This is a genomic window from Amycolatopsis roodepoortensis (assembly GCF_024628825.1).
GTDB lineage: Bacteria > Actinomycetota > Actinomycetes > Mycobacteriales > Pseudonocardiaceae > Amycolatopsis > Amycolatopsis roodepoortensis.
On the sequence record NZ_CP102415.1, the window covers coordinates 4,204,236 to 4,222,220 of the forward strand.

At 68.5% G+C, this 17,985-nt stretch carries 18 protein-coding genes, 3 tRNA genes and 1 pseudogene; 7 read left to right on the plus strand and 15 right to left on the minus strand.

The features are described 5' to 3' along the window. Positions 1-236 precede the first annotated feature (236 nt). Both rplL and rplJ read right to left on the minus strand, forming a co-directional pair. Positions 237-623 carry a 50S ribosomal protein L7/L12 gene (rplL, locus tag NQK81_RS19685; RefSeq protein ID WP_257489281.1) on the minus strand — a complete coding sequence of 129 codons (387 nt, stop codon included), beginning with the start codon at positions 621-623 and terminating at the stop codon, positions 237-239. 48 nt (positions 624-671) lie between these two features. Continuing rightward, a complete protein-coding gene (gene rplJ / locus NQK81_RS19690) occupies positions 672-1,223 on the minus strand; it encodes a 50S ribosomal protein L10 (RefSeq protein WP_192747811.1) in 552 nt (183 codons plus the stop codon). Between the two features lie 329 nt (positions 1,224-1,552). Here rplJ and NQK81_RS19695 point away from each other — a divergent pair, with 329 nt between their 5' ends. Beyond that, complete coding sequence (locus NQK81_RS19695) at positions 1,553-2,398, plus strand: hypothetical protein (RefSeq protein WP_257489282.1); 846 nt, start codon at positions 1,553-1,555, stop codon at positions 2,396-2,398. A 162-nt stretch (positions 2,399-2,560) separates the two neighbouring features. Here the strand turns inward: NQK81_RS19695 and NQK81_RS19700 are convergent, their stop codons facing one another. From NQK81_RS19700 to NQK81_RS19725, 6 genes are all read right to left on the minus strand, one after another. Further along, positions 2,561-3,325, minus strand: coding sequence for an alpha/beta fold hydrolase (locus tag NQK81_RS19700; protein WP_126733324.1), 765 nt, complete (start codon positions 3,323-3,325; stop codon positions 2,561-2,563). Positions 3,326-3,402: 77 nt separating this feature from the next. Then, entirely contained in the window at positions 3,403-4,116 is a 714-nt protein-coding gene (gene rplA / locus NQK81_RS19705) for a 50S ribosomal protein L1 (RefSeq protein ID WP_126733323.1), read from the minus strand. A gap of 82 nt (positions 4,117-4,198) precedes the next feature. Next, positions 4,199-4,633, minus strand: coding sequence for a 50S ribosomal protein L11 (gene rplK / locus NQK81_RS19710; RefSeq protein ID WP_005152062.1), 435 nt, complete (start codon positions 4,631-4,633; stop codon positions 4,199-4,201). Positions 4,634-4,711: 78 nt separating this feature from the next. Then, positions 4,712-5,551: a transcription termination/antitermination protein NusG gene (gene nusG / locus NQK81_RS19715; protein WP_257489283.1), complete on the minus strand. Its 840-nt coding sequence runs from the start codon at positions 5,549-5,551 to the stop codon at positions 4,712-4,714. Positions 5,552-5,627: 76 nt separating this feature from the next. Continuing rightward, complete coding sequence (secE, locus tag NQK81_RS19720; protein WP_007031001.1) at positions 5,628-6,080, minus strand: preprotein translocase subunit SecE; 453 nt, start codon at positions 6,078-6,080, stop codon at positions 5,628-5,630. Positions 6,081-6,107: 27 nt separating this feature from the next. Further along, positions 6,108-6,180: transfer RNA gene (locus NQK81_RS19725), tRNA-Trp, on the minus strand. Between the two features lie 206 nt (positions 6,181-6,386). On the opposite strand from NQK81_RS19725, the pseudogene NQK81_RS45535 reads away from it, so the two are divergent. Both NQK81_RS45535 and NQK81_RS19735 read left to right on the plus strand, forming a co-directional pair. Continuing rightward, positions 6,387-6,685: pseudogene (locus NQK81_RS45535) on the plus strand (hypothetical protein); the annotation flags it as partial. A 206-nt stretch (positions 6,686-6,891) separates the two neighbouring features. Beyond that, entirely contained in the window at positions 6,892-7,788 is an 897-nt protein-coding gene (locus NQK81_RS19735; RefSeq protein ID WP_257489284.1) for a TIGR03619 family F420-dependent LLM class oxidoreductase, read from the plus strand. Between the two features lie 37 nt (positions 7,789-7,825). Here the strand turns inward: NQK81_RS19735 and NQK81_RS19740 are convergent, their stop codons facing one another. After that, the gene (locus NQK81_RS19740; protein ID WP_126733319.1) at positions 7,826-8,041 is read right to left on the minus strand and encodes a hypothetical protein; all 216 of its coding nucleotides are present in this window, start codon (positions 8,039-8,041) and stop codon (positions 7,826-7,828) included. Positions 8,042-8,159: 118 nt separating this feature from the next. On the opposite strand from NQK81_RS19740, the gene NQK81_RS19745 reads away from it, so the two are divergent. Beyond that, positions 8,160-9,095 (plus strand): SGNH/GDSL hydrolase family protein, encoded by a 936-nt coding sequence (locus tag NQK81_RS19745; RefSeq protein WP_257489795.1) that lies wholly within the window; start codon positions 8,160-8,162, stop codon positions 9,093-9,095. A 53-nt stretch (positions 9,096-9,148) separates the two neighbouring features. Here the strand turns inward: NQK81_RS19745 and NQK81_RS19750 are convergent, their stop codons facing one another. The 6 genes from NQK81_RS19750 to NQK81_RS19775 all read right to left on the minus strand — a co-directional run bounded on the left by NQK81_RS19750 (position 9,149) and on the right by NQK81_RS19775 (position 13,186). Then, the gene (locus tag NQK81_RS19750) at positions 9,149-9,553 is read right to left on the minus strand and encodes a MaoC family dehydratase (protein ID WP_257489285.1); all 405 of its coding nucleotides are present in this window, start codon (positions 9,551-9,553) and stop codon (positions 9,149-9,151) included. Further along, the gene (locus tag NQK81_RS19755) at positions 9,550-9,999 is read right to left on the minus strand and encodes a MaoC family dehydratase N-terminal domain-containing protein (protein WP_034304171.1); all 450 of its coding nucleotides are present in this window, start codon (positions 9,997-9,999) and stop codon (positions 9,550-9,552) included. The genes NQK81_RS19750 and NQK81_RS19755 overlap by 4 nt, the downstream gene beginning before the upstream one ends. Before the next feature lie 87 nt (positions 10,000-10,086). Next, complete coding sequence (gene rpmG / locus NQK81_RS19760; protein ID WP_005152047.1) at positions 10,087-10,251, minus strand: 50S ribosomal protein L33; 165 nt, start codon at positions 10,249-10,251, stop codon at positions 10,087-10,089. Positions 10,252-10,296: 45 nt separating this feature from the next. Further along, positions 10,297-10,369: transfer RNA gene (locus tag NQK81_RS19765), tRNA-Met, on the minus strand. A 49-nt stretch (positions 10,370-10,418) separates the two neighbouring features. Continuing rightward, positions 10,419-10,491, minus strand: a tRNA-Thr gene (locus NQK81_RS19770). A 79-nt stretch (positions 10,492-10,570) separates the two neighbouring features. Then, entirely contained in the window at positions 10,571-13,186 is a 2,616-nt protein-coding gene (locus NQK81_RS19775) for a putative bifunctional diguanylate cyclase/phosphodiesterase (protein ID WP_257489286.1), read from the minus strand. A gap of 280 nt (positions 13,187-13,466) precedes the next feature. Here NQK81_RS19775 and NQK81_RS19780 point away from each other — a divergent pair, with 280 nt between their 5' ends. The 3 genes from NQK81_RS19780 (at position 13,467) to lon (ending at position 17,843) form a co-directional block, all read left to right on the plus strand. Continuing rightward, positions 13,467-14,405: a GNAT family N-acetyltransferase gene (locus tag NQK81_RS19780; protein WP_257489287.1), complete on the plus strand. Its 939-nt coding sequence runs from the start codon at positions 13,467-13,469 to the stop codon at positions 14,403-14,405. Positions 14,406-14,424: 19 nt separating this feature from the next. After that, a complete protein-coding gene (locus NQK81_RS19785) occupies positions 14,425-15,273 on the plus strand; it encodes an SAM-dependent methyltransferase (RefSeq protein WP_126733314.1) in 849 nt (282 codons plus the stop codon). 167 nt (positions 15,274-15,440) lie between these two features. Further along, positions 15,441-17,843: an endopeptidase La gene (lon, locus tag NQK81_RS19790; protein ID WP_257489288.1), complete on the plus strand. Its 2,403-nt coding sequence runs from the start codon at positions 15,441-15,443 to the stop codon at positions 17,841-17,843. Positions 17,844-17,985 lie beyond the last annotated feature (142 nt).

Genomic DNA, 17,985 nt, shown 5'->3' on the forward strand with positions numbered 1-17,985 from the left:
CCCGGCCCGGATCGCGTTTAGCCCGCTAAACGCAGGTCAGGGCCCCTGCGCCCTCCGCGCCGGCCGGATCGCGTTTAGCGGGCTAAACGCGATCCGGCGCCCTGATGCTTAGCGTGGCTACGCGTCGCGATTAGGGGGCTAAACGCAGGTCGTGGCCGGAGACAGCGAAGGGGCGGGCATCCGAGTGGATGCCCGCCCCTTCGGCGGTGCTGCGTTAGGCGCTGACGCGCCCGGGATCACTTGATGGTGATCTTGGCGCCGGCGGCCTCGAGCTTCTCCTTGGCGGCGTCGGCGGCCTCCTTGTCGACCTTCTCCAGGAGGGCCTTGGGAGCGGCCTCGACCAGCTCCTTGGCCTCCTTCAGGCCCAGACCGGAGACGACCTCACGGACGACCTTGATGACCTGGATCTTCTTGTCACCGGCGGACTCGAGGACGACGTCGAACTCGTCCTGCTCCTCGGCGGCCGCGGCGGGGGCGGCACCCGGGGCGGCGGCGACGACGGCAGCCGGGGCGGCCGCGGTCACGTCGAAGGTGGTCTCGAATTCCTTCACGAACTCGGACAGCTCAAGAAGGGTGAGCTCCTTGAAGGCGTCGATCAGCTCGGCGGTGCTCAGCTTCGCCATGGTGGCTTTCCTCTCTGAAACGAACTAAAAGTTCGGGGTGGGGGGTGTTCAGCTCTCGGCGGGTGCTTCGGCTGCTTCGGTACCGGCGTTGCGCTGCTTCTCCTCCAGCGCGGCAGCCAGGCGGGCGACCTGGGACGCCGGCGCCTGGAACAGCGCGGCGGCCTGGGACAGCTTCGCCTTGAACGCGCCCGCCGCCTTGGCGAGCAGGACCTCACGGCTGTCGAGATCGGCGATCTGGTTGATCTCGTCCACGGACAGCGTCTTGCCGTCCATGTAGCCGCCCTTGATCACAAGCGCGTTGTTGTCCTTCGCGAAGTCGCGAAGCGCCTTCGCGGCGTCAACAGCTTCACCTTCGACGAAGGCGATCGCGGTCGGGCCGACGAACAGGTCCTCGAGACCCTCGATTCCGGCGTCCGTGGCGGCACGCTGGACGAGGGTGTTCTTCGCGACCCGGTACTTGGCATTGGTGCCGAGAGCGCGGCGCAGCTGGGACAGCTGGGACACGGAGAGGCCGGTGTACTGGGTAACGACTGTGGCCGAGCTGGTGCGGAAGCGCTCCGCGATCTCGGCGACGGCCGCCTCCTTGTCGGGCTTCGCCATGGTCGCCTCCTCTCTTGGCTAGTGGTCCACTGGCCTTGAGAGCCCTGAAACGACGAAACGCCCCAGCGCAGACAGGCGCGGGGCGTCAGGGCGAACGACGGAGTACGTCGCGAGCGAGCCTCGTTCCTCCTGCGCGGGTCGCCCGCCCTAGCGGGGCCTTCGTTCTCCGAGTCAGATGACCAGGAGAAGACCAGCGGTCTTCGGTAGAACCTTGACAAGAATACGTGACCCTGTTTCGCCCCCGGCACGGCCCCCCTCTCAAGTCGCGTTCAGCGGGCTAAACGCGACCGGCGGAGTGCGATGGAGGGCTCGCGAGGCATCATGGTGACGTGGCGGAGCAGCGTGATGACGGAAAGCCGGACAACGAGCCCGGCACGGACATCGAGCCCAAGGCGGGAGGTCAGCCCGCGCCCCGGCTGGACGACGAGCAACTGCGTCAGTTCCAGCAGTTTCAGCAGTTCCAGGACTATCTGAAGTTCACTGAGGCGCAGAAGCAGGGCCTCGTGCCATCGCAACCCGCGCAACCCATGATCCAGCACTACGGAGGTCAGCCTCCGGCGCCTCCGGGACCGCCGCCCGGCGAGCTCGTGCCGGCCCCTCGGCCGCGCATGCCGCGCTGGTTGCGACGTCTGGGTGGGAAGCTGCTCGCCTGGATCATCGTGATCTTGCTGATCTGCATCGGCGCGACCATCGCCTACCGGCAGATCTTCCCCAGCGACGCCGGACAGGACACGGCGACGTTCGTCCAAGGCGGCGGCGGCAAGCACCGCACCAACCATATCCTTTCCACCAATCCATGGGAGGCCGTGCGGGCCATCTACGACACAATCGGCAAGCCGTATCCGCGAGACGTCCGGATTGAAACGGTATGTCTGGCAATGACCGAACAAGCCCAAGCTCAGTTCGCCAGGAACCTCGGCTATCCGGACTGCGCCACTGCCGTCCCCGCCCTGAACGCCAAGGTCACCGACATCACGCAGTACATCTACGCGGTGCGTCCGATGTCCAGCGTTGTCCCGCGGCAGAACATGACGATCCACTCGTGCTGGTACAGCATCCGCGGTGGTCCCTTGCTGGGCAGCTTCACCCTGCAGGAAGTCGAGATGGGCCAATGGCTGATCACCGGGCACGCCAACTCCCCTGACCCCTGCCCCGCCCCGCCCACCGGCAACTGACCTGGGTGTTTCCACCCCCAGATCGCGATTAGGGGGCTAAACGCACGTGCCCACCGGATCGCGTTTAGCCCGCGAAACGCGACGCGCGGCCCGGATCGCGATTAGCCCGCGAAACGCAGGTCGCGCGCCGGATCGCGATTAGGGGGCTAAACGCACGTCCGGTCAGAAGTCGTGCGACGTGAGGAAGCCGGTCAGCGCGGAGCCGAAGGCGGGGTGCATGACGGCGGCCATGTGGTCGCCCGGGACGCGGACGAGGCGGGCGCCGGCGATGGCGGCGGCCAGGCGTTCGGGTTCCGCGGCCAGCGGGTCGGTGTCCCCGGCCAGGATCAGGGTCGGCACCGCGATCGCCGTCAGGTCCAGTTTCGGATTCGCCGTCCCGCGTGCGACGGCCGCCAGCGCGATCCGGTCCGCCCGCAGGGCGTCGGCCAGCAGACGAAACGGCGCCGAAGACGGCGGAAGCGTCGAGGGGTCCGAAGCGAGCAAAGCCTCGCTGATCGCCTCCGGCGTGACGACGCGGGTGTCGACGCCGCCGAAGTCGACGATCCCCGAACCGACGCCCCCGATCGCGAGACACCGGATCCGCGGGTCGGCGGCCACCGCGCCGAGCGCGATCATCGCGCCCATCGAGTAGCCGACCATCGACACCTCGTCGAGGTTCAGCGTGTCGAGCAGCGCCGAGACGTCACGGACCATCGCGTCGTCCGCGTAGCTCGCCTCGTCGTGCGGTTTCGCCGACCGCCCGTGGCCGCGCGCGTCCAGGCTGATCACGGTCAGTCCCGCGTCCTGGAGGGTGTCGACGACGCCCGGCGCGATCCAGTTGGCGTTCGTGTCCGCGGCGAAGCCGTGCTGCAGCAGAACCGGACGTCCTCCGCCTTCCCAAACGGTGTAGTTCAGCTGAAGCCCGTCGAACGACGCGAAGGTAGGCATGCCCTCAAGCAAACACGAAAAGGGGGCGGCCCCGCCGTAGCGGGACCGCCCCCTTCTCAGTGATGTCTAACTCAGACTCACGCGTCCTCGGAGAGGAGGTTGCGGGTCCGGGCCGGGTCGACCGGGACACCCGGGCCCATCGTCGTGGAGATCGTGACCTTCTTCAGGTAGCGACCCTTCGCCGACGAGGGCTTGGCGCGGAGGATTTCGTCCAGCGCGGCCGCGTAGTTCTCCACCAGCTTCTCGGTGTCGAACGAGGCCTTGCCGATGACGAAGTGCAGGTTGGCCTGCTTGTCCACGCGGAAGTTGATCTTACCGCCCTTGATGTCCGTCACGGCCTTCGCGACCGCGGGGGTCACGGTGCCGGTCTTCGGGTTCGGCATCAGGCCACGCGGGCCGAGGATGCGGGCGATACGGCCGACCTTCGCCATCTGGTCCGGCGTCGCGATCGCGGCGTCGAACTCGAGCCAGCCACCCTGGATGCGCTCGATCAGTTCGTCGGTGCCGACCACGTCCGCGCCGGCGGCCTCGGCCTCGGCGGCCTTGTCACCAACGGCGAAAACGATGACGCGGGCGGTCTTACCGGTGCCGTGCGGCAGGTTCACGGTGCCGCGGACCATCTGGTCGGCCTTCCGAGGGTCGACACCGAGGCGCATGGCGACCTCGACGGTGGCGTCCATCTTCTTGGAAGAGGTCTCCTTGGCCAGCTTCGCGGCCTCGAGCGGGGCGTAGAGCCGCTCGCGGTCCACCAGCTCAAGAGCCTGACGGTAGGCCTTGCTGTGCTTGGGCATTGCTTCTGTCCTTAACTCTTCAACGGATCAGTGTGGTGTTGGAGCCAGCACTTGGCTCTCCCACGGTGGTGCGGGGTGGAACTCAGTCGACGACCGTGATGCCCATCGAGCGGGCGGTGCCGGCGATGATCTTCGCGGCCTGGTCGATGTCGTGCGCGTTCAGGTCGGATTCCTTGGTCTTCGCGATGTCGCGGACCTGGTCCCAAGTGACCTTGGCGACCTTGGTCTTGTGCGGCTCGCCGGAACCCTTCTCCACGCCCGCGGCCTTCAGCAGCAGCTTCGCGGCCGGCGGCGTCTTGAGCTTGAAGTCGAACGTGCGGTCTTCGTACACGGAGATCTCGACCGGGACGACGTCCCCGCGCTGCGACTCGGTCGCGGCGTTGTAGGCCTTGCAGAACTCCATGATGTTGACGCCGTGCTGACCCAGCGCGGGGCCGACCGGCGGCGCGGGGTTGGCCGCACCCGCCTTGATCTGCAGCTTGATGATCGCCGCAAGCTTCTTCTTCTTGGGTGGCATTTCGTTTGTTCCTTCTTACTGACTTGAGTCCCCCGCACACCTGCCAGTACGCGGGGACTGCCGGCCGTCTGGCGGCCGTCAGATCTTGGAGACCTGGTTGAACGACAGCTCGACCGGGGTCTCCCGGCCGAAGATCGACACCAGGACCTTCAGCTTCTGTCCGTCCACGTTGACCTCGGAGATCGTCGCGGGCAGCGTCGCGAACGGGCCGTCCATGACGGTGACCGACTCGCCGACCTCGAAGTCGACCTCGACCGCGGGCGCACCGAGCTGGGACTCGGCGGAAGCGGACTCACCCTTGCCGGGCTTGGCGGGGGCGGCCGTCTCGACCTTGGGCGCGAGGAACTTGAGCACCTCGTCCACGGTCAGCGGCGACGGACGCGAGGTGGCGCCGACGAACCCGGTGACGCCCGGCGTGTTGCGCACCGCGCTCCACGAGGCGTCGTTCAGGTCCATGCGGACCAGGATGTAGCCGGGCAGCACCTTGCGCTGCACCTGCTTGCGCTGGCCGTTCTTGATCTCGGTGACCTCTTCGGTCGGGACCTCGATCTGGAAGATGTAGTCCTCGACGTCCAGCGTCTGGGTCCGGGTTTCGAGGTTGGTCTTCACCTTGTTCTCGTAACCCGCGTACGAGTGCACGACGTACCACTCACCGGGAGCGGCGTTGAGTTCCGCGCGCATCTTCGCGACCGGGTCGACGTCCTCGTCGGCCTCGGGCTCGGCGGCGGTGTCGTCGGTCTCGGCGGACGCCTCGTCGGCCTCCGCGGCATCTCCGGCTTCGTCGACCTCGTCGCCTGCGGCGGGCACCTCGACGGAGTCCAGGTGCTCGGACTGCTCGTCGCCGAGTGCCGCGTGCACCTGCTCGTCGGAAAGCTCGGTCAGCTCATGACCGGCTGCTGTGCCGTTGTCGGAGGTCACGTTCCGTCCTCTCAGTTGATCGGTTGCCGTGGCGCAGGCCTCCGTACGGTGCCCTCAGGCGCCGCGAACGGCTGCCTCAGCTGCCGAAGACGGCACCGACGACCTCTTTGAAGGCCAGGTCGAGGCCGCTCACCAGCGCCACCATGAACACCACGAAGACCAGCACCACCGCGGTGTAGGTGACCATCTGCTTGCGGTTCGGCCAGATGACCTTGCGCAGCTCGGCCCAGACCTCACGGATGAAGCGCATCAGCCGGGCGAAGATCGACGCCTGCTTCGGCTTGCGGTCGCGCTTCGGGGTCGCCGTGCCTTTGGCGTCCTTGGACTTCTCGGTCTTGTCCCCGGCCTTCGCCTTGCCGGCGGGGCGGGTCTTGTCGTCCGACTTGGCGTCGGCCTTACCGGACGGGCGCGCGGACGCACGGCGCTCACGCCGGGCAGCGGCGGTCACCGGGCGGGACTGCTCGTCGGGCTTCTGCCCGGCGCCGTCCTGCGCCTTCTCACCGCTGGCGTCGCTGTCGCTCACGACCACTCCTCCGCCTTCACCAGTTCGCTAACGCAGGGGTGACAGGACTTGAACCTGCAACCTGCGGTTTTGGAGACCGCTGCTCTGCCAATTGAGCTACACCCCTTTGGAACCCCGATGCTCTGGAGCTCCCGAGGACGCATTCCATCGTCCCCACCGCCGTGGCGGGGATGACCGTAGTGCGTTCCGAGACCAGAAGTCTACGGCAACCCCCGAACAGCTTCGCAACCGCGCCCCTCAAAGCGGCGCGGAGCAGCCTTCCGCGGGGAAACTCCCCCACGGCCGACCCCATGATCGTGCCACGATGTCGCCATGAGCGCTCCCGCACCCTCGCCTTCGACGGCCGACCGCGTCTCGGCTCGCGTCGGCGGCATCACGCCGGCGGTCGACGCGAAGGCCCGGGAGCTCGAGGCGCGGGGCGTCCGGTGATCGGATTCGGCGCCGGGCAGCCGGCCGCGGGCGGACTCCCGGAACGGGCGGTCCACTCGGCGTTCGCGACGCTGCTCGCGCCGTACTGGGCGACGTACTCGGAGTCGATCACCGTCGAGCGGGTCGAGGCGACCGGGCGACCGGCACACGAAAACGGTCTCTGGGTCATCACCGACGAGATGATCCCGGATGTGGAAACTCTGGCGCCACTCGGTGCTTTTTACGTCTACCCGCCGATGGAAGCCTTGCCAGACAAGGAAATTCGCGGAGTGCGCGCAGCCGATGAAGCGTTCGGGACGCCGGGAGACTTCCGGATTTCCTATGCGCTGGACGAAAACGATCTCGCCGAAGGGATCACCACGATGGATCTTCTGCTCGCGGACGCACGGTGACCGTGATGCGCCTGGGAATCGCTCTTCCACAGTACGGCCCCCTCGCGTCGCTGGACGCCGTCACCGGTTTCGCCGCGGCCGCCGAGGAGCTCGGGTACGAGTCCTTGTGGGTCGGGGATCGCGTGCTGGCCCCGGTGTCGCCGTCGGACTTCTACCCCGGCGGCACGCCGGAACGGCCGTACCCGCCCGAGTTCGTCACCTTCGGCGATCCGCTGATCCTGCTGACCGTCGCCGCGAGCGTCACGAACAAGGTCCGGCTGGGCACCAGCACGCTCACCGGAACGGTCTATCCGGCCGTCGTGCTCGCCCGGATGCTCACATCACTGGATCAGGTGAGCGGTGGCCGCCTGGACGTCGGCTTGGGCATCGGCTGGCTTCGCGACGAGTACACGGCGACGGGCACGCCCTGGAAGGGGCGTGGCGCGCAACTGGAGGAGCTTCTCGACGTCCTTCGGAAGTTTTGGACCGGGGATCCGGTCGAGCACGAAGGCGAACGCTGGCGGGTCCCGGCGGCGAAGGTGGGATTGCGACCGGTGCAGAGCCCGCATCCGCCGGTGCTGCTGGGCGGGCTGTCGCCGGTGGCGCTGGACCGCGTGGGCCGCCGCGCGGACGGCTGGCTGCCCGCGGGGCTGCCCGCGCCGTATCTGGCGAAGCTCTGGGAGACCGTGGTGAGCTCGGCCGAGAAGGCGGGCCGCGACCCCGGCACGTTGCGGCGGGTCCTGCGGATCAACCCGAAGCCCGGAACCGATCTCCAAGACGTCGCCGCGCAGCTGAAGGCGGCCGCCGAGACCGGGATCGCCGAAGCCTTCGTCGACCCGCACTACCTCGCGCGGGACGTGGGCCACGCCCTCGATCTCGCCGCCGAGCTGCGCGACCTCGTCCCCCGCGGCTGAAGGCCCTCCCCGTTCGCCGGGAAGGGCCCTCAACGGGTCAGGATTCGCCGTCGGCGAGCTGGACGAGCGCGTGGGCCTTCGCCGCGTACTTCCAGTTGCCGAGGTCCCGGATGGTCTTGATCTTGAGCTCGGCGAGGAGTTCGTCGTGCTTCTTGGTCAGGCCCTCGAGCGCGGACGGCGGAGCGTCCAGCACCTCGTTGATGCCTTTGTCCTCCCACGCCTTGTCGACCAGCTTGTTCAGGTTCAGGCTCACGTGATTTCGCCTTTCCTCGGGGCAACTACGCGCACCACCTTGAACGTGATCCACGTCTCAGGCAACCGGAGATCACCCGTTCACGCGTCGTTCACCGACGAGCGGACCGATGACAAATGTGACCCAGGTCGCGTACAACGAACGAGTGACGCGGCGAAGAACGGGCGGCGGCTGCCTCTTCCTGGTGATCGTGCTGTCCGTCCTGGGGATCGCGTACCACCTGTGGGAGCGCGGGACGTCGGTGACACCTGCGGGAGTCACCACTTCGGACGGTGCGGGCCGGTACGTGGCGCTGGGCGATTCCTACACGGCTTCGCCGGGCACCGGACGGCCTGTGGGCGAGCCGCCGGGTTGCGACCGCTCGGACAACAACTACCCGAGCCTGCTCGCCGCGAAGCTGCGTCCGGCCGAGTTCGTCGACGCCAGCTGCGGTGGCGCCACGACCGGACACCTCACCGGCGAGCAGAAGACCCGGGACGGCACGAACGCTCCGCAGCTCGACGTGATCGACGCCGAGACGACTCTGGTGACCGTCGGGATCGGCGGCAACGACGTGGGCTTCGTCGGCTTCGCGAGCCAGTGCGCGACGCAGGTGCAGACCGCTTCGCCCTGCAAGACCCAGCTGACCGCTGGCGGGCGCGACCAGCTGGCCGAGCGGATCGCCGCCGCGGCGGGCAGGCTCGGCGGGATTCTGGACCAGATCCGCTCGAAAGCTCCTTCGGCACGCATCGTGGTCGTGGGGTACCCGACGGTGCTTCCGGACGACGACGCCGCTTGCTGGCCGGTCCTGCCGGTCGGCGCGGGCGACGTGGCCTACTTCCGCGACTCGCTGAAGCGACTGAACGAGGCGTTGCAGGAGACGGCGAAGGAGCACGACGCGGGCTTCGCCGATATGTCGACAGCGAGCAAGGGGCGGGACATGTGCAGCGCCGCGAACCGGCGCTGGGTGGAAGGCCCCGCTCCTTCCGTGCCCGCGGCGCCGCTGCATCCGAACGCACGGGGCGCGGAGGGGATGGCGGAGGTCATCGAGAAGCTGCTGAAGCTGGCGTCGTGAGTGGCGATTCGGGTTAGAACCCGAATCGCCACTCACGACCACCTGTACCGAGGTCAGCTGCGGACGATCGCCTGCGCCTTGCCCAGAACGGCCTTGCCCTCGAACTTGGCGGTGATGTCGACGCGGGCGGTGCCGTCGTCGTTGACCACGGCGACCTTCCCGGTGAACTCGATCGTCGCCGCGCCGTCGTTCGGCACGACCACGGGGCGCGTGAAGCGCGCGAAGTAGTCGACGAGACGGCCGGGGTCGCCGAGCCAGTCGGTGACGAGCCGCGCCCCGAGCGCCATCGTCAGCATCCCGTGCGCGATGACGTCGGGCAGCCCGACCTCCTTCGCGAAGGCCTCGTTCCAGTGGATGGGGTTGAAGTCCAGCGACGCGCCGGCGTAGCGCACCAGTTGGTCGCGGGTGACGTCGATGGTCAGCGGGGCCAGTTCTTCCCCGGCGGTGAACGTGCTCACGCGTCCTCCCCTCGGACCACGAGCTGGGCGTTCGTGGTGGCGATCGGGCCGCCGTCGGCGCCGGAGATCTCGGCGCGCAGGTTGATGAAGTCGTTCCCGGCGCGGGTCATGATGTTGTCGATGTACGTGGTGAGCGACAGGACGTCGCCCGCGTGCACCGGCCGCGTGTAGGTGAACCGCTGGTCGCCGTGGACCATCCGCGAATAGTCGAGCCCCAGCTCGGGGTCCGAGACGATCGCGTTGATCGAGGCGAGGTTGATGATCGTCAGGAACGTCGGCGGCGCGATGACGTCGGGGTAGCCGGCCGCCTTCGCCGCTTCGGTGTCGCGATAGAGCGGGTTCGCGTCGCCGAGCGCGTCGGCGAACTCCCGGATCTTCTCGCGACTCACTTCATAGGTACTGGTCGGCGGGTACACCCGCCCGGTGAACGACTGGTCCAAGGCCACCCGGGCAGGCTACCGAACCCGGAAAAACCCGAAGCCGCCCTGGTGACCAGGACGGCTTCGGGTGAGACAGGTAGAACCGCTAGACGCTCAGCGGGTCTCTTTGTGAGTCCGGTGCGTACCGCAGTTCGGGCAGAACTTCTTCATCTCCAGGCGATCCGGGTTGTTGCGCCGGTTCTTCTTGGTGATGTAGTTGCGGTGCTTGCACTCCTCACACGCGAGCGTGATCTTCGGTCGCACGTCAGTGGCAGCCACAGCATTTCCTTCTCTACTAGGCCTGGGATACCCAGGATTACCGCGTAGCGGTGGCCGGACTTGAACCGGCGACACAGCGATTATGAGCCGCTTGCTCTGCCAGCTGAGCTACACCGCCTTACATGAACCTGGCCGCGACACGCTTACGTGACGCGGCTGAGGTCGCGAGCCCCTTTACGGAATCGAACCGTAGACCTTCTCCTTACCATGGAGACGCTCTGCCGACTGAGCTAAAGGGGCCTTGCCTCTCGCGAGGACTTGGAAAGATTACCAACTTCGGGGGACCCCGATTTCAGGGGGGTCCCCTTACCGCAAAACCTCAGGTCAGCAGGGTCAGGACGGTCTCGGAGTGCCGCCCCGGCGAGCGGGCCGTCCGGGCCTGCAGCCACGCCTCCAGGCGATCCTCCGGCAGCGGCCGCGAGATGAGGTAGCCCTGCGCCACGTCACAGCCCATCGCTTCGAGCTGATCCCGCGCGACGTCCTCCTCGACGCCCTCCGCCACGACCGTGAGGCCGAGCGAGTGGCCAAGCTCGACGATGGAGCGCACGACGGCGAGGTCGCCAAGGTCGGTGCCCATGCCGAGGACGAAGCTCTTGTCGATCTTGACCTGGTCGACCGGGAGCTGCCGCAGGTACGCCAGCGACGAGTAGCCGGTGCCGAAGTCGTCGACGGCGAGCACGATGCCCAGCGAGTGCAGCTCCCGCAGGATCGGCAGCGCCTTCTGCGGGTCGGACATCACACCGGACTCGGTGAGCTCGAAGGTGAGCAGTTCCGGCGGGATGCCGAAGCGGTCGAGTTCGCGCGCGACCTTCGTCGGGAAGTCCTCGTCGGCCAGGTTCCGCACCGAAAGGTTCACCGCGGCGGAGATGCGCAGGCCTTCGTCGAGCCACTTGCGGACACGCTTCAACGACTCTTCCAGCACGAACGACGTCAGGACGCCGATGAGGCCTGCCGCTTCGATCGCCGGGACGAACTCGTCGGGCCCGAGCCTGCCGAACTCCGGATGCACCCAGCGAACGAGCGCCTCGACGCCTTGGATCTGCCGGTTCGGCAAGGTGATCTTCGGCTGGTAGTGGACGCTCAGCTGGCCTTCTTCCAGCGACTGCCGGAACTGCGTGACCATCTGGAACCGGCGCATGAAGATCTGGCCCATGCTGGCCATGTAGCCGCGGACCTCTTCGCCGCCCTTCGTGGCGCGGACGGCGACGTCGGCACGCTGCAGGAGCCCGTCGACGTCGACCTGGTCCTCGTCCTCCGCGGACGAAGTGGCGTAGCCGATCATCGCGTTGGCTTCGACGGAAAGCCGGTCCACCGGGTACGGCGCCACGAGCTCCGCGCGAAGGAGTTCCGCGGCGGCCTGGGCGCGTTCCGGCGCGCAGCCGACGAGGAGCGCCGCGAAGGACGCGCCTTCGAGCCTGGCGAGCGGGACGTCGGGGCCGAGCGCGTCGCGGATCCGGCGCCCCGCGGCGATGACCATCCGGTCGGCCCACACGTAACCGAGCGCGTCGCTGACGGTGGAGAAGACGTCGAGGTCGATCCGGAGGACGACCGCGTCGACCTGTTCCCGCAACGGTTCCTTGGCGACCTGGCGGAAGCCCGGCCGGTTGAGCAGTCCGGTCAGCGGGTCGTGGTAGGCGTCGTGGCGCAGGGTCGCGAGGAGGCGCCGGTTGTCCAGCGACGTCGCGAGGTGGCTGGCCATCGTGCCGAGCAACTGGACGTCGTATTTGCCGAACCCGCGCCAGCGGGACAGCCTGTCGTGCGCTTCGACGACGCCGAGGAGCTGGTTCGCGCTGCGCAGCGGGACGACCAGCGCCTCCTGCGCGCCGCGGTCGAGCAACGCGGAGCGGACGTCGGGGTTGGCTTCGGTGATCCGGAAGTGCCGGACGTGCGCGCCGGGCAGGCGCAGCAGCGGGTCGTCGGCGGCCGGGTCGACGGGCGGCAGTTCGTCGCCCGCGACGACCATCCGCATGGTGTCCTTCGGTTCCAGCCGGAGCCTGAGCACGACGCGGCCGGCGGCCAGCTGGTCCTTGATGCGTTCGGCGATGGTCGCCCACTCGCGGACGTCGACACCGCCGACGAGTTCGTCCGCGCGCCCGGCAGGCCGCGCGGCGGCCTGTTGACCGGAGCGCGCGACCATCAGGCTGACGTCGGACAACGCTTCCATGTCGCGCTGCTCGCGCAGAAGATCCGAGTACGCCCAGTACAGCGCGGTGAGCCCGAGGAAGACGGCCAGCACGAGCGGCCAGGCCTTCGGCGTCCCGGAAATGACCAAATATCCGGAAAGACCGACCGAAGCGTTGACGAAGCCGACGACGAGGATGCGGCCGGTCAGCCGGATCGCGGTGCTGACCCGCATGCGGCGGCGCAGCACGCGGACGGCGGCGAGCGCGAGCAGCGTGCTGACCAGCGGCGCGGTCAAAGTGCCCGCCAGCGCGGCGATCCAGGTCATGTCGTGGGCGCCGGAGGCCTGCTTCACCAGTCCTGCCACGGCGAACGCGCCGGTGATCTCCAGCAGGAAGGCGCCGGCGTTGTAGAGCACGCGGCCCGCGACCTTGCGGGCCAGCAGTGTCCCGATGCCCGCCGCGAGATGGGCGGCGAGCACGACTTCGAAGGGAGCGACGAAGAATCCGATGACCAGTGGGATCTCGGTGAACGAGATCGTCCACGAGATGCCGCTGCGGACGTCGACGTTGATGCCGAGCTGTTCGGCGAGCAGGAACGCGAGCGCGAGGATCGGCCCGATCCACAACAGGTCGTCCGAAGCCTCGAAGTCCAGCCAGAGGCTGACCGCGGCCGCGGCGGCGATGCCCATGGTGAGTACCGCGAAGGTGTAGACGCGGAATCGTCGCTCGTCGGTACGAGCCTCCGTAACGGCGCCTCCCTTGCCCGCTGTCGCCTGTGCGGCGCTCCCGGGCCTGCCGTTCGTGTCCGGCATCCGACCTTCCTTCCCGGCTGCCCAACCGGTCTTGTCCTACCGCGACCTCGGGGACGAGGGCAATACAGTACCCCGGAGGGCGTACCCGAGTCCCATTCGAGACAGTATGAGATCACCCCAGGGTTAACAATGGGCGCGTCGCGCTGACCTGCGTGGACCAAGGGGTGAAATGGGAGCGTTATTCGCGTTCCTTCCGACTACCGGAAGTCACCTGACGCCACGCCCCGGCCAATCTCGTGAAGTTCCCGGCGGACCCGTGAGTAGGGGCTTGAATAGCCCTATGAATAGCCACGCCATCGCCGCCGGGCACGCCGAGCGGCTCGCCACCGTGGACGCCCTGCTCCCCGAAATGCCTGCACTGGAGCCTGCGGAGGGCTCCGTGTCACTCTCCGCGACGGATGGCGACTCGGCCGCCGCCGGATTGTCGGTACGGACCGAGGCGGGTCCCGATTCCGTTGACTCTCCGTGGCGGGCCCTCGTCGAGCATCGCCTCGAAGCGCGGCTCACCGGTCCCCGCCCGGAAGCGGCCCTTGACGCATTACTCACCCGATGGGATGAACATCTGAAGACCGTGGCCCCACCTGGGGATGTCGAGACCGCGGCGACCGTCGTGCGGCCGAGCCGGGACTCCCCCGGCTCGGCCGAATTGCTGCGCCGCGGCTTCGCGCCGGTGCTGGTGATCGCGGTCCGCCCGGCCGACCGGCTCGCCGCGACGGGGCCGCCCGCCACGCCCGGGGTGCACATCCGGCCCGCCGAAGCGGATGATCTCGAAACCGCCGTCGGACTCGAACTGGAATTGCAGCGCTATGACGCGCAGTTCGGTTCTGTCACTTTGCGCGAGGGCGCGGAGGAAACGATCAGGGCGGAGCTGTCGAAACACGTCGGCCGCGAAAATCCGACGTTGTGGATCGCCGAACTGTACGGACGGCCGCTGGGCATGGTCCGGGTGCAGTTCCCCGGCGAGACGGGGTGGATCGACGGCCGGGTCGCGGCCGAGCGCGTCGGCTACCTGTCTTCGCTGGCGGTGGCCGAACCGGCGCGGTCGAGCGGGGTGGGGACGGCGCTCGCCGCGCACGCGCACCAGGTCTTCGACGAATGCGGCACCGAAGCCGTGCTGCTGCACCACGCGCTGGCCAACCCGCGCTCGACGCCGTTCTGGTACGCGCAGGGCTACCGGCCGCTCTGGACGTACTGGCAGCGGCGACCGGCGGTGCCCTGATCCCGATAGGCTCGTTTTCGTGAAGAAGGACGAGGACGCGGCCCCGGTGGCGCCGACCGGGGTCGACACCGAGAAGCCGTCCGCGGCGAGGATCTACGACTGGTTCCTCGGCGGGACCCACAACTGGGCGGTCGACCGTGAGTTCGCCCGGGCGCTGGAGAAGCAGTGGCGATGGGTCAAACCAGGCGCGCGGCACAACCGCGAGTTCATGAACCGGGTCGTGCGCGCGGCGCTGGACGCCGGGATCCGGCAGTTCATCGATCTGGGCTCCGGTGTCCCGACCGCCGGGAACGTGCACGAGATCGTCCAGGAGGAACTGGAGCCGGGCGATACGGCGAAGGTCGTGTACGTCGACTACGAGCCGGTGGCGGTGGCGCACGCGGAGCTGATCCTCGAACGGCACGAGGCGACCGAGTGGGCCGGGATCATCCAGGCGGACATGCGGCGGCCGAAGGACGTCCTGCGGCATCCGGAGACGCTGCGGCTGATCGATTTCGACCAGCCGGTGTGCCTGATGATGATGGCCGTCCTGCATTTCGCCGGACCGCACGACGATCCGCCCGCGCTGGTCGCGGCGTACCGGAACGCGCTGGCGCCGGGCAGCTGGCTGGGGTTGTCGCATATGAGCTTCGGCGGCCAGACGGGCGAGGACGCGGACGGGCTGCACTGGATGGTCGAGCAGTACCGGAAGACGAGCAATCCGGTGTGGATGCGGGACCGCGAAGAGATCGAGCCGCTCTTCGGGGACTGGCCGCTGCTGGAGCCCGGCGTCGTCCACCTGCCCGACTGGCGACCGGTGCGGGAGCTGCGGCGGGACGAGGAAGGTGCCCGGCCGTTCGCGTGGTGCGGGGTCGCCGTCCACCCCTGACATCCGACCTATCGCCGCAACGCGTCGCGTTTAGCCCGCTAAACGCGACGTGTTGGGCGTTTGAGGTCGGAGGGGAGGGTGATCGCTGACGGCGAACGCGCGGAGGAAACAAACGGGTCGATCGGAGAGTTGAGCTAGACAGACTCAACTAACCGAGGAGTGCACAGATGACCGACAACCGCCTCCTGCCCGTCCTCCCGCTCGATGACGACGTCGTGCTGCCGGGCATGATCGTCCCGCTCGACCTCGCCGACACGGAGACGCGCGCCGCGGTGGAGTCCGCCCAGGCCAACACGCCTGCCCAGGCTTCCTTCCCGGGGATCCGGTCCAGCGCCGCCACCAAGGCCGAAGTGCTGATCGTCCCCCGCGTCCACGGCGAATACGCCGAACTCGGCACCATCGCGACCGTCGAGCGCATCGGGCGCGTGCCCGGCGGCAAGACCGCGGTGCTGCTGCGCGGCACGCGTCGCGCCGTCGTCGGCCGCATCGCCGACGGCCCCGGCGCCGCCCGCTGGGTGCACGCCGAGGTCGCCACCGAGACCAGCGACGACAACGCCGCGAAACTCGCGTCGGAGTACAAGTCCGTCGTCATCGCGATCCTCCAACAGCGTGGCGGCTGGCAGATGATCGACGCCGTCCAGGAGGTCGAAGACCCGTCCGCGGTCGCCGACCTCGCGGGCAACTCGTCCTATCTCAAGACCGAGCAGAAGCTCGAACTGCTGACCACGCTCGACGTCTCCACCCGGCTGGAGAAGGCGCTCGAATGGAGCCGCGAGCAGCTGGCCGAGCTCGAAGTGACCGACACCATCCGCAAGGACGTCCAGGAGGGCATGGAGAAGCAGCAGAAGGAGTTCCTGCTGCGCCGCCAGCTCGAAGCGATCCGCAAGGAGCTGGGCGAACTCGACGGCACGGCCAACGACGACGACTACCGCGCCCGCGTCGAGGCCGCCGAACTGCCGGACGCGGTCAAGAAGGCCGCACTGTCCGAAGTGGACAAACTGGAGCGGACCTCCGACCAGTCCCCCGAGGGCGGCTGGATCCGCACGTGGCTGGACACCGTCCTCGAACTGCCGTGGAACGAGCGCACCACCGACGTCCACGACATCGCCGCCGCGCGTGACATCCTCGACGCCGACCACGCCGGTCTCGACGACGTGAAGGAACGCATCATCGAGTACCTGGCCGTGCGCAAGCGTCGCGCGGAGTCCGGGCTCGGCCCGGTCGGCGGCCGTCGTTCGGGCGCGGTGCTGGCGCTCGCCGGCCCTCCCGGGGTCGGCAAGACGTCGCTCGGCGAGTCCGTGGCGAAGGCGATGGGCCGCAAGTTCGTCCGCGTGGCGCTCGGCGGCATCCGCGACGAGGCCGAGATCCGTGGTCACCGCCGCACGTACGTCGGCGCGCTGCCCGGCCGGATCGTCCGAGCCATCAAGGAAGCGGGCTCGATGAACCCGGTCGTGCTGCTCGACGAGATCGACAAGGTCGGCGCCGACTACCGCGGCGACCCGACGGCCGCGCTGCTGGAGGTGCTGGACCCGGAACAGAACCACACTTTCCGCGACCACTACCTCGAGGTCGAGCTCGACCTGTCCGACGTCGTGTTCCTGGCGACGGCGAACGCGCTCGAGACCATCCCCGGCCCGCTGCTGGACCGGATGGAGCTGGTCACCCTCGACGGCTACACCGAGCACGAGAAGGTCACCATCGCCCGCGACCACCTGCTCCCCCGCGAGCTGGAGCGCGCCGGGCTCGGCAAGGACGACGTCACGCTGACCGACGGCGCGTTCAGCCGCATCGCCGCCGAGTACACGCGGGAAGCCGGGGTGCGCAACGCGAACCGGACGATCGCGAAGGTTCTGCGGAAGGTGGCGACCAAGGTCGCGCTGGACGAGGTCGAGCTGCCGCTGACGATCGACGCCGACGGGCTCGAGACCTACCTCGGCCGCCCGCGGCACCTGCCGGAGTCCTCACTGCCCGCGTCGACGCAGCGCACGTCGACCCCGGGCGTGGCGACGGGGCTGGCGGTGACCGGCGCCGGCGGTGACGTCCTCTACATCGAGGCGTCGCTGGCGGATCCGGAGTCCGGCTCGACCGGGCTGTCGCTGACCGGCCAGCTGGGTGACGTGATGAAGGAGTCGGTGCAGATCGCGTTGTCGTACCTGCGTTCGCGCGGCGCCGAGCTGGAACTGCCGGTCGGAGACCTGAAGGACCGCGGCATCCACGTGCACGTCCCCGCGGGCGCGGTGCCCAAGGATGGGCCGAGCGCCGGCATCACGATGACGACCGCGCTGGCGTCCCTGCTTTCGGGCCGGGTCGTGAAGTCGGACGTCGCGATGACCGGCGAGGTGTCGCTGACCGGGCGGGTCCTGCCGATCGGCGGGGTCAAGCAGAAGCTGCTGGCCGCGCACCGGGCGGGGATGAAGACGGTGATCATCCCGCAGCGCAACGAGCCCGACCTGGACGACGTCCCGGCCGAGGTGCTGGCACAGCTGGACGTCCACGCCGTGGCGAACGTCCGCGAGGTGCTGGACATCGCGCTGGCCCCGGCGACGGCCCCGGTCGCCCAGGCGGCGTAACGACGCGAGCCCTGAAGCCCCGGATCCTGCCAAGGATCCGGGGCTTCCGGCTTTCCAAGATCCGGACGAACCCGGACATTGCTCAGCCTTAAACTCCCTATCACGTTTTGATAACGTGTATTGCGTGCCACCCAGCCGGGGT

Bases quoted from the DNA above. Each gene is read 5' to 3' on its own strand.
- rplL (WP_257489281.1), bottom strand. From the start codon at position 623: ATGGCGAAGCTGAGCACCGCCGAGCTGATCGACGCCTTCAAGGAGCTC.
- rplJ (WP_192747811.1), bottom strand. From the start codon at position 1,223: ATGGCGAAGCCCGACAAGGAGGCGGCCGTCGCCGAGATCGCGGAGCGC.
- NQK81_RS19700 (WP_126733324.1), bottom strand. From the start codon at position 3,325: ATGCCTACCTTCGCGTCGTTCGACGGGCTTCAGCTGAACTACACCGTT.
- rplA (WP_126733323.1), bottom strand. From the start codon at position 4,116: ATGCCCAAGCACAGCAAGGCCTACCGTCAGGCTCTTGAGCTGGTGGAC.
- rplK (WP_005152062.1), bottom strand. From the start codon at position 4,633: ATGCCACCCAAGAAGAAGAAGCTTGCGGCGATCATCAAGCTGCAGATC.
- NQK81_RS19775 (WP_257489286.1), bottom strand. From the start codon at position 13,186: ATGCCGGACACGAACGGCAGGCCCGGGAGCGCCGCACAGGCGACAGCG.
- NQK81_RS19780 (WP_257489287.1), top strand. From the start codon at position 13,467: ATGAATAGCCACGCCATCGCCGCCGGGCACGCCGAGCGGCTCGCCACC.
- lon (WP_257489288.1), top strand. From the start codon at position 15,441: ATGACCGACAACCGCCTCCTGCCCGTCCTCCCGCTCGATGACGACGTC.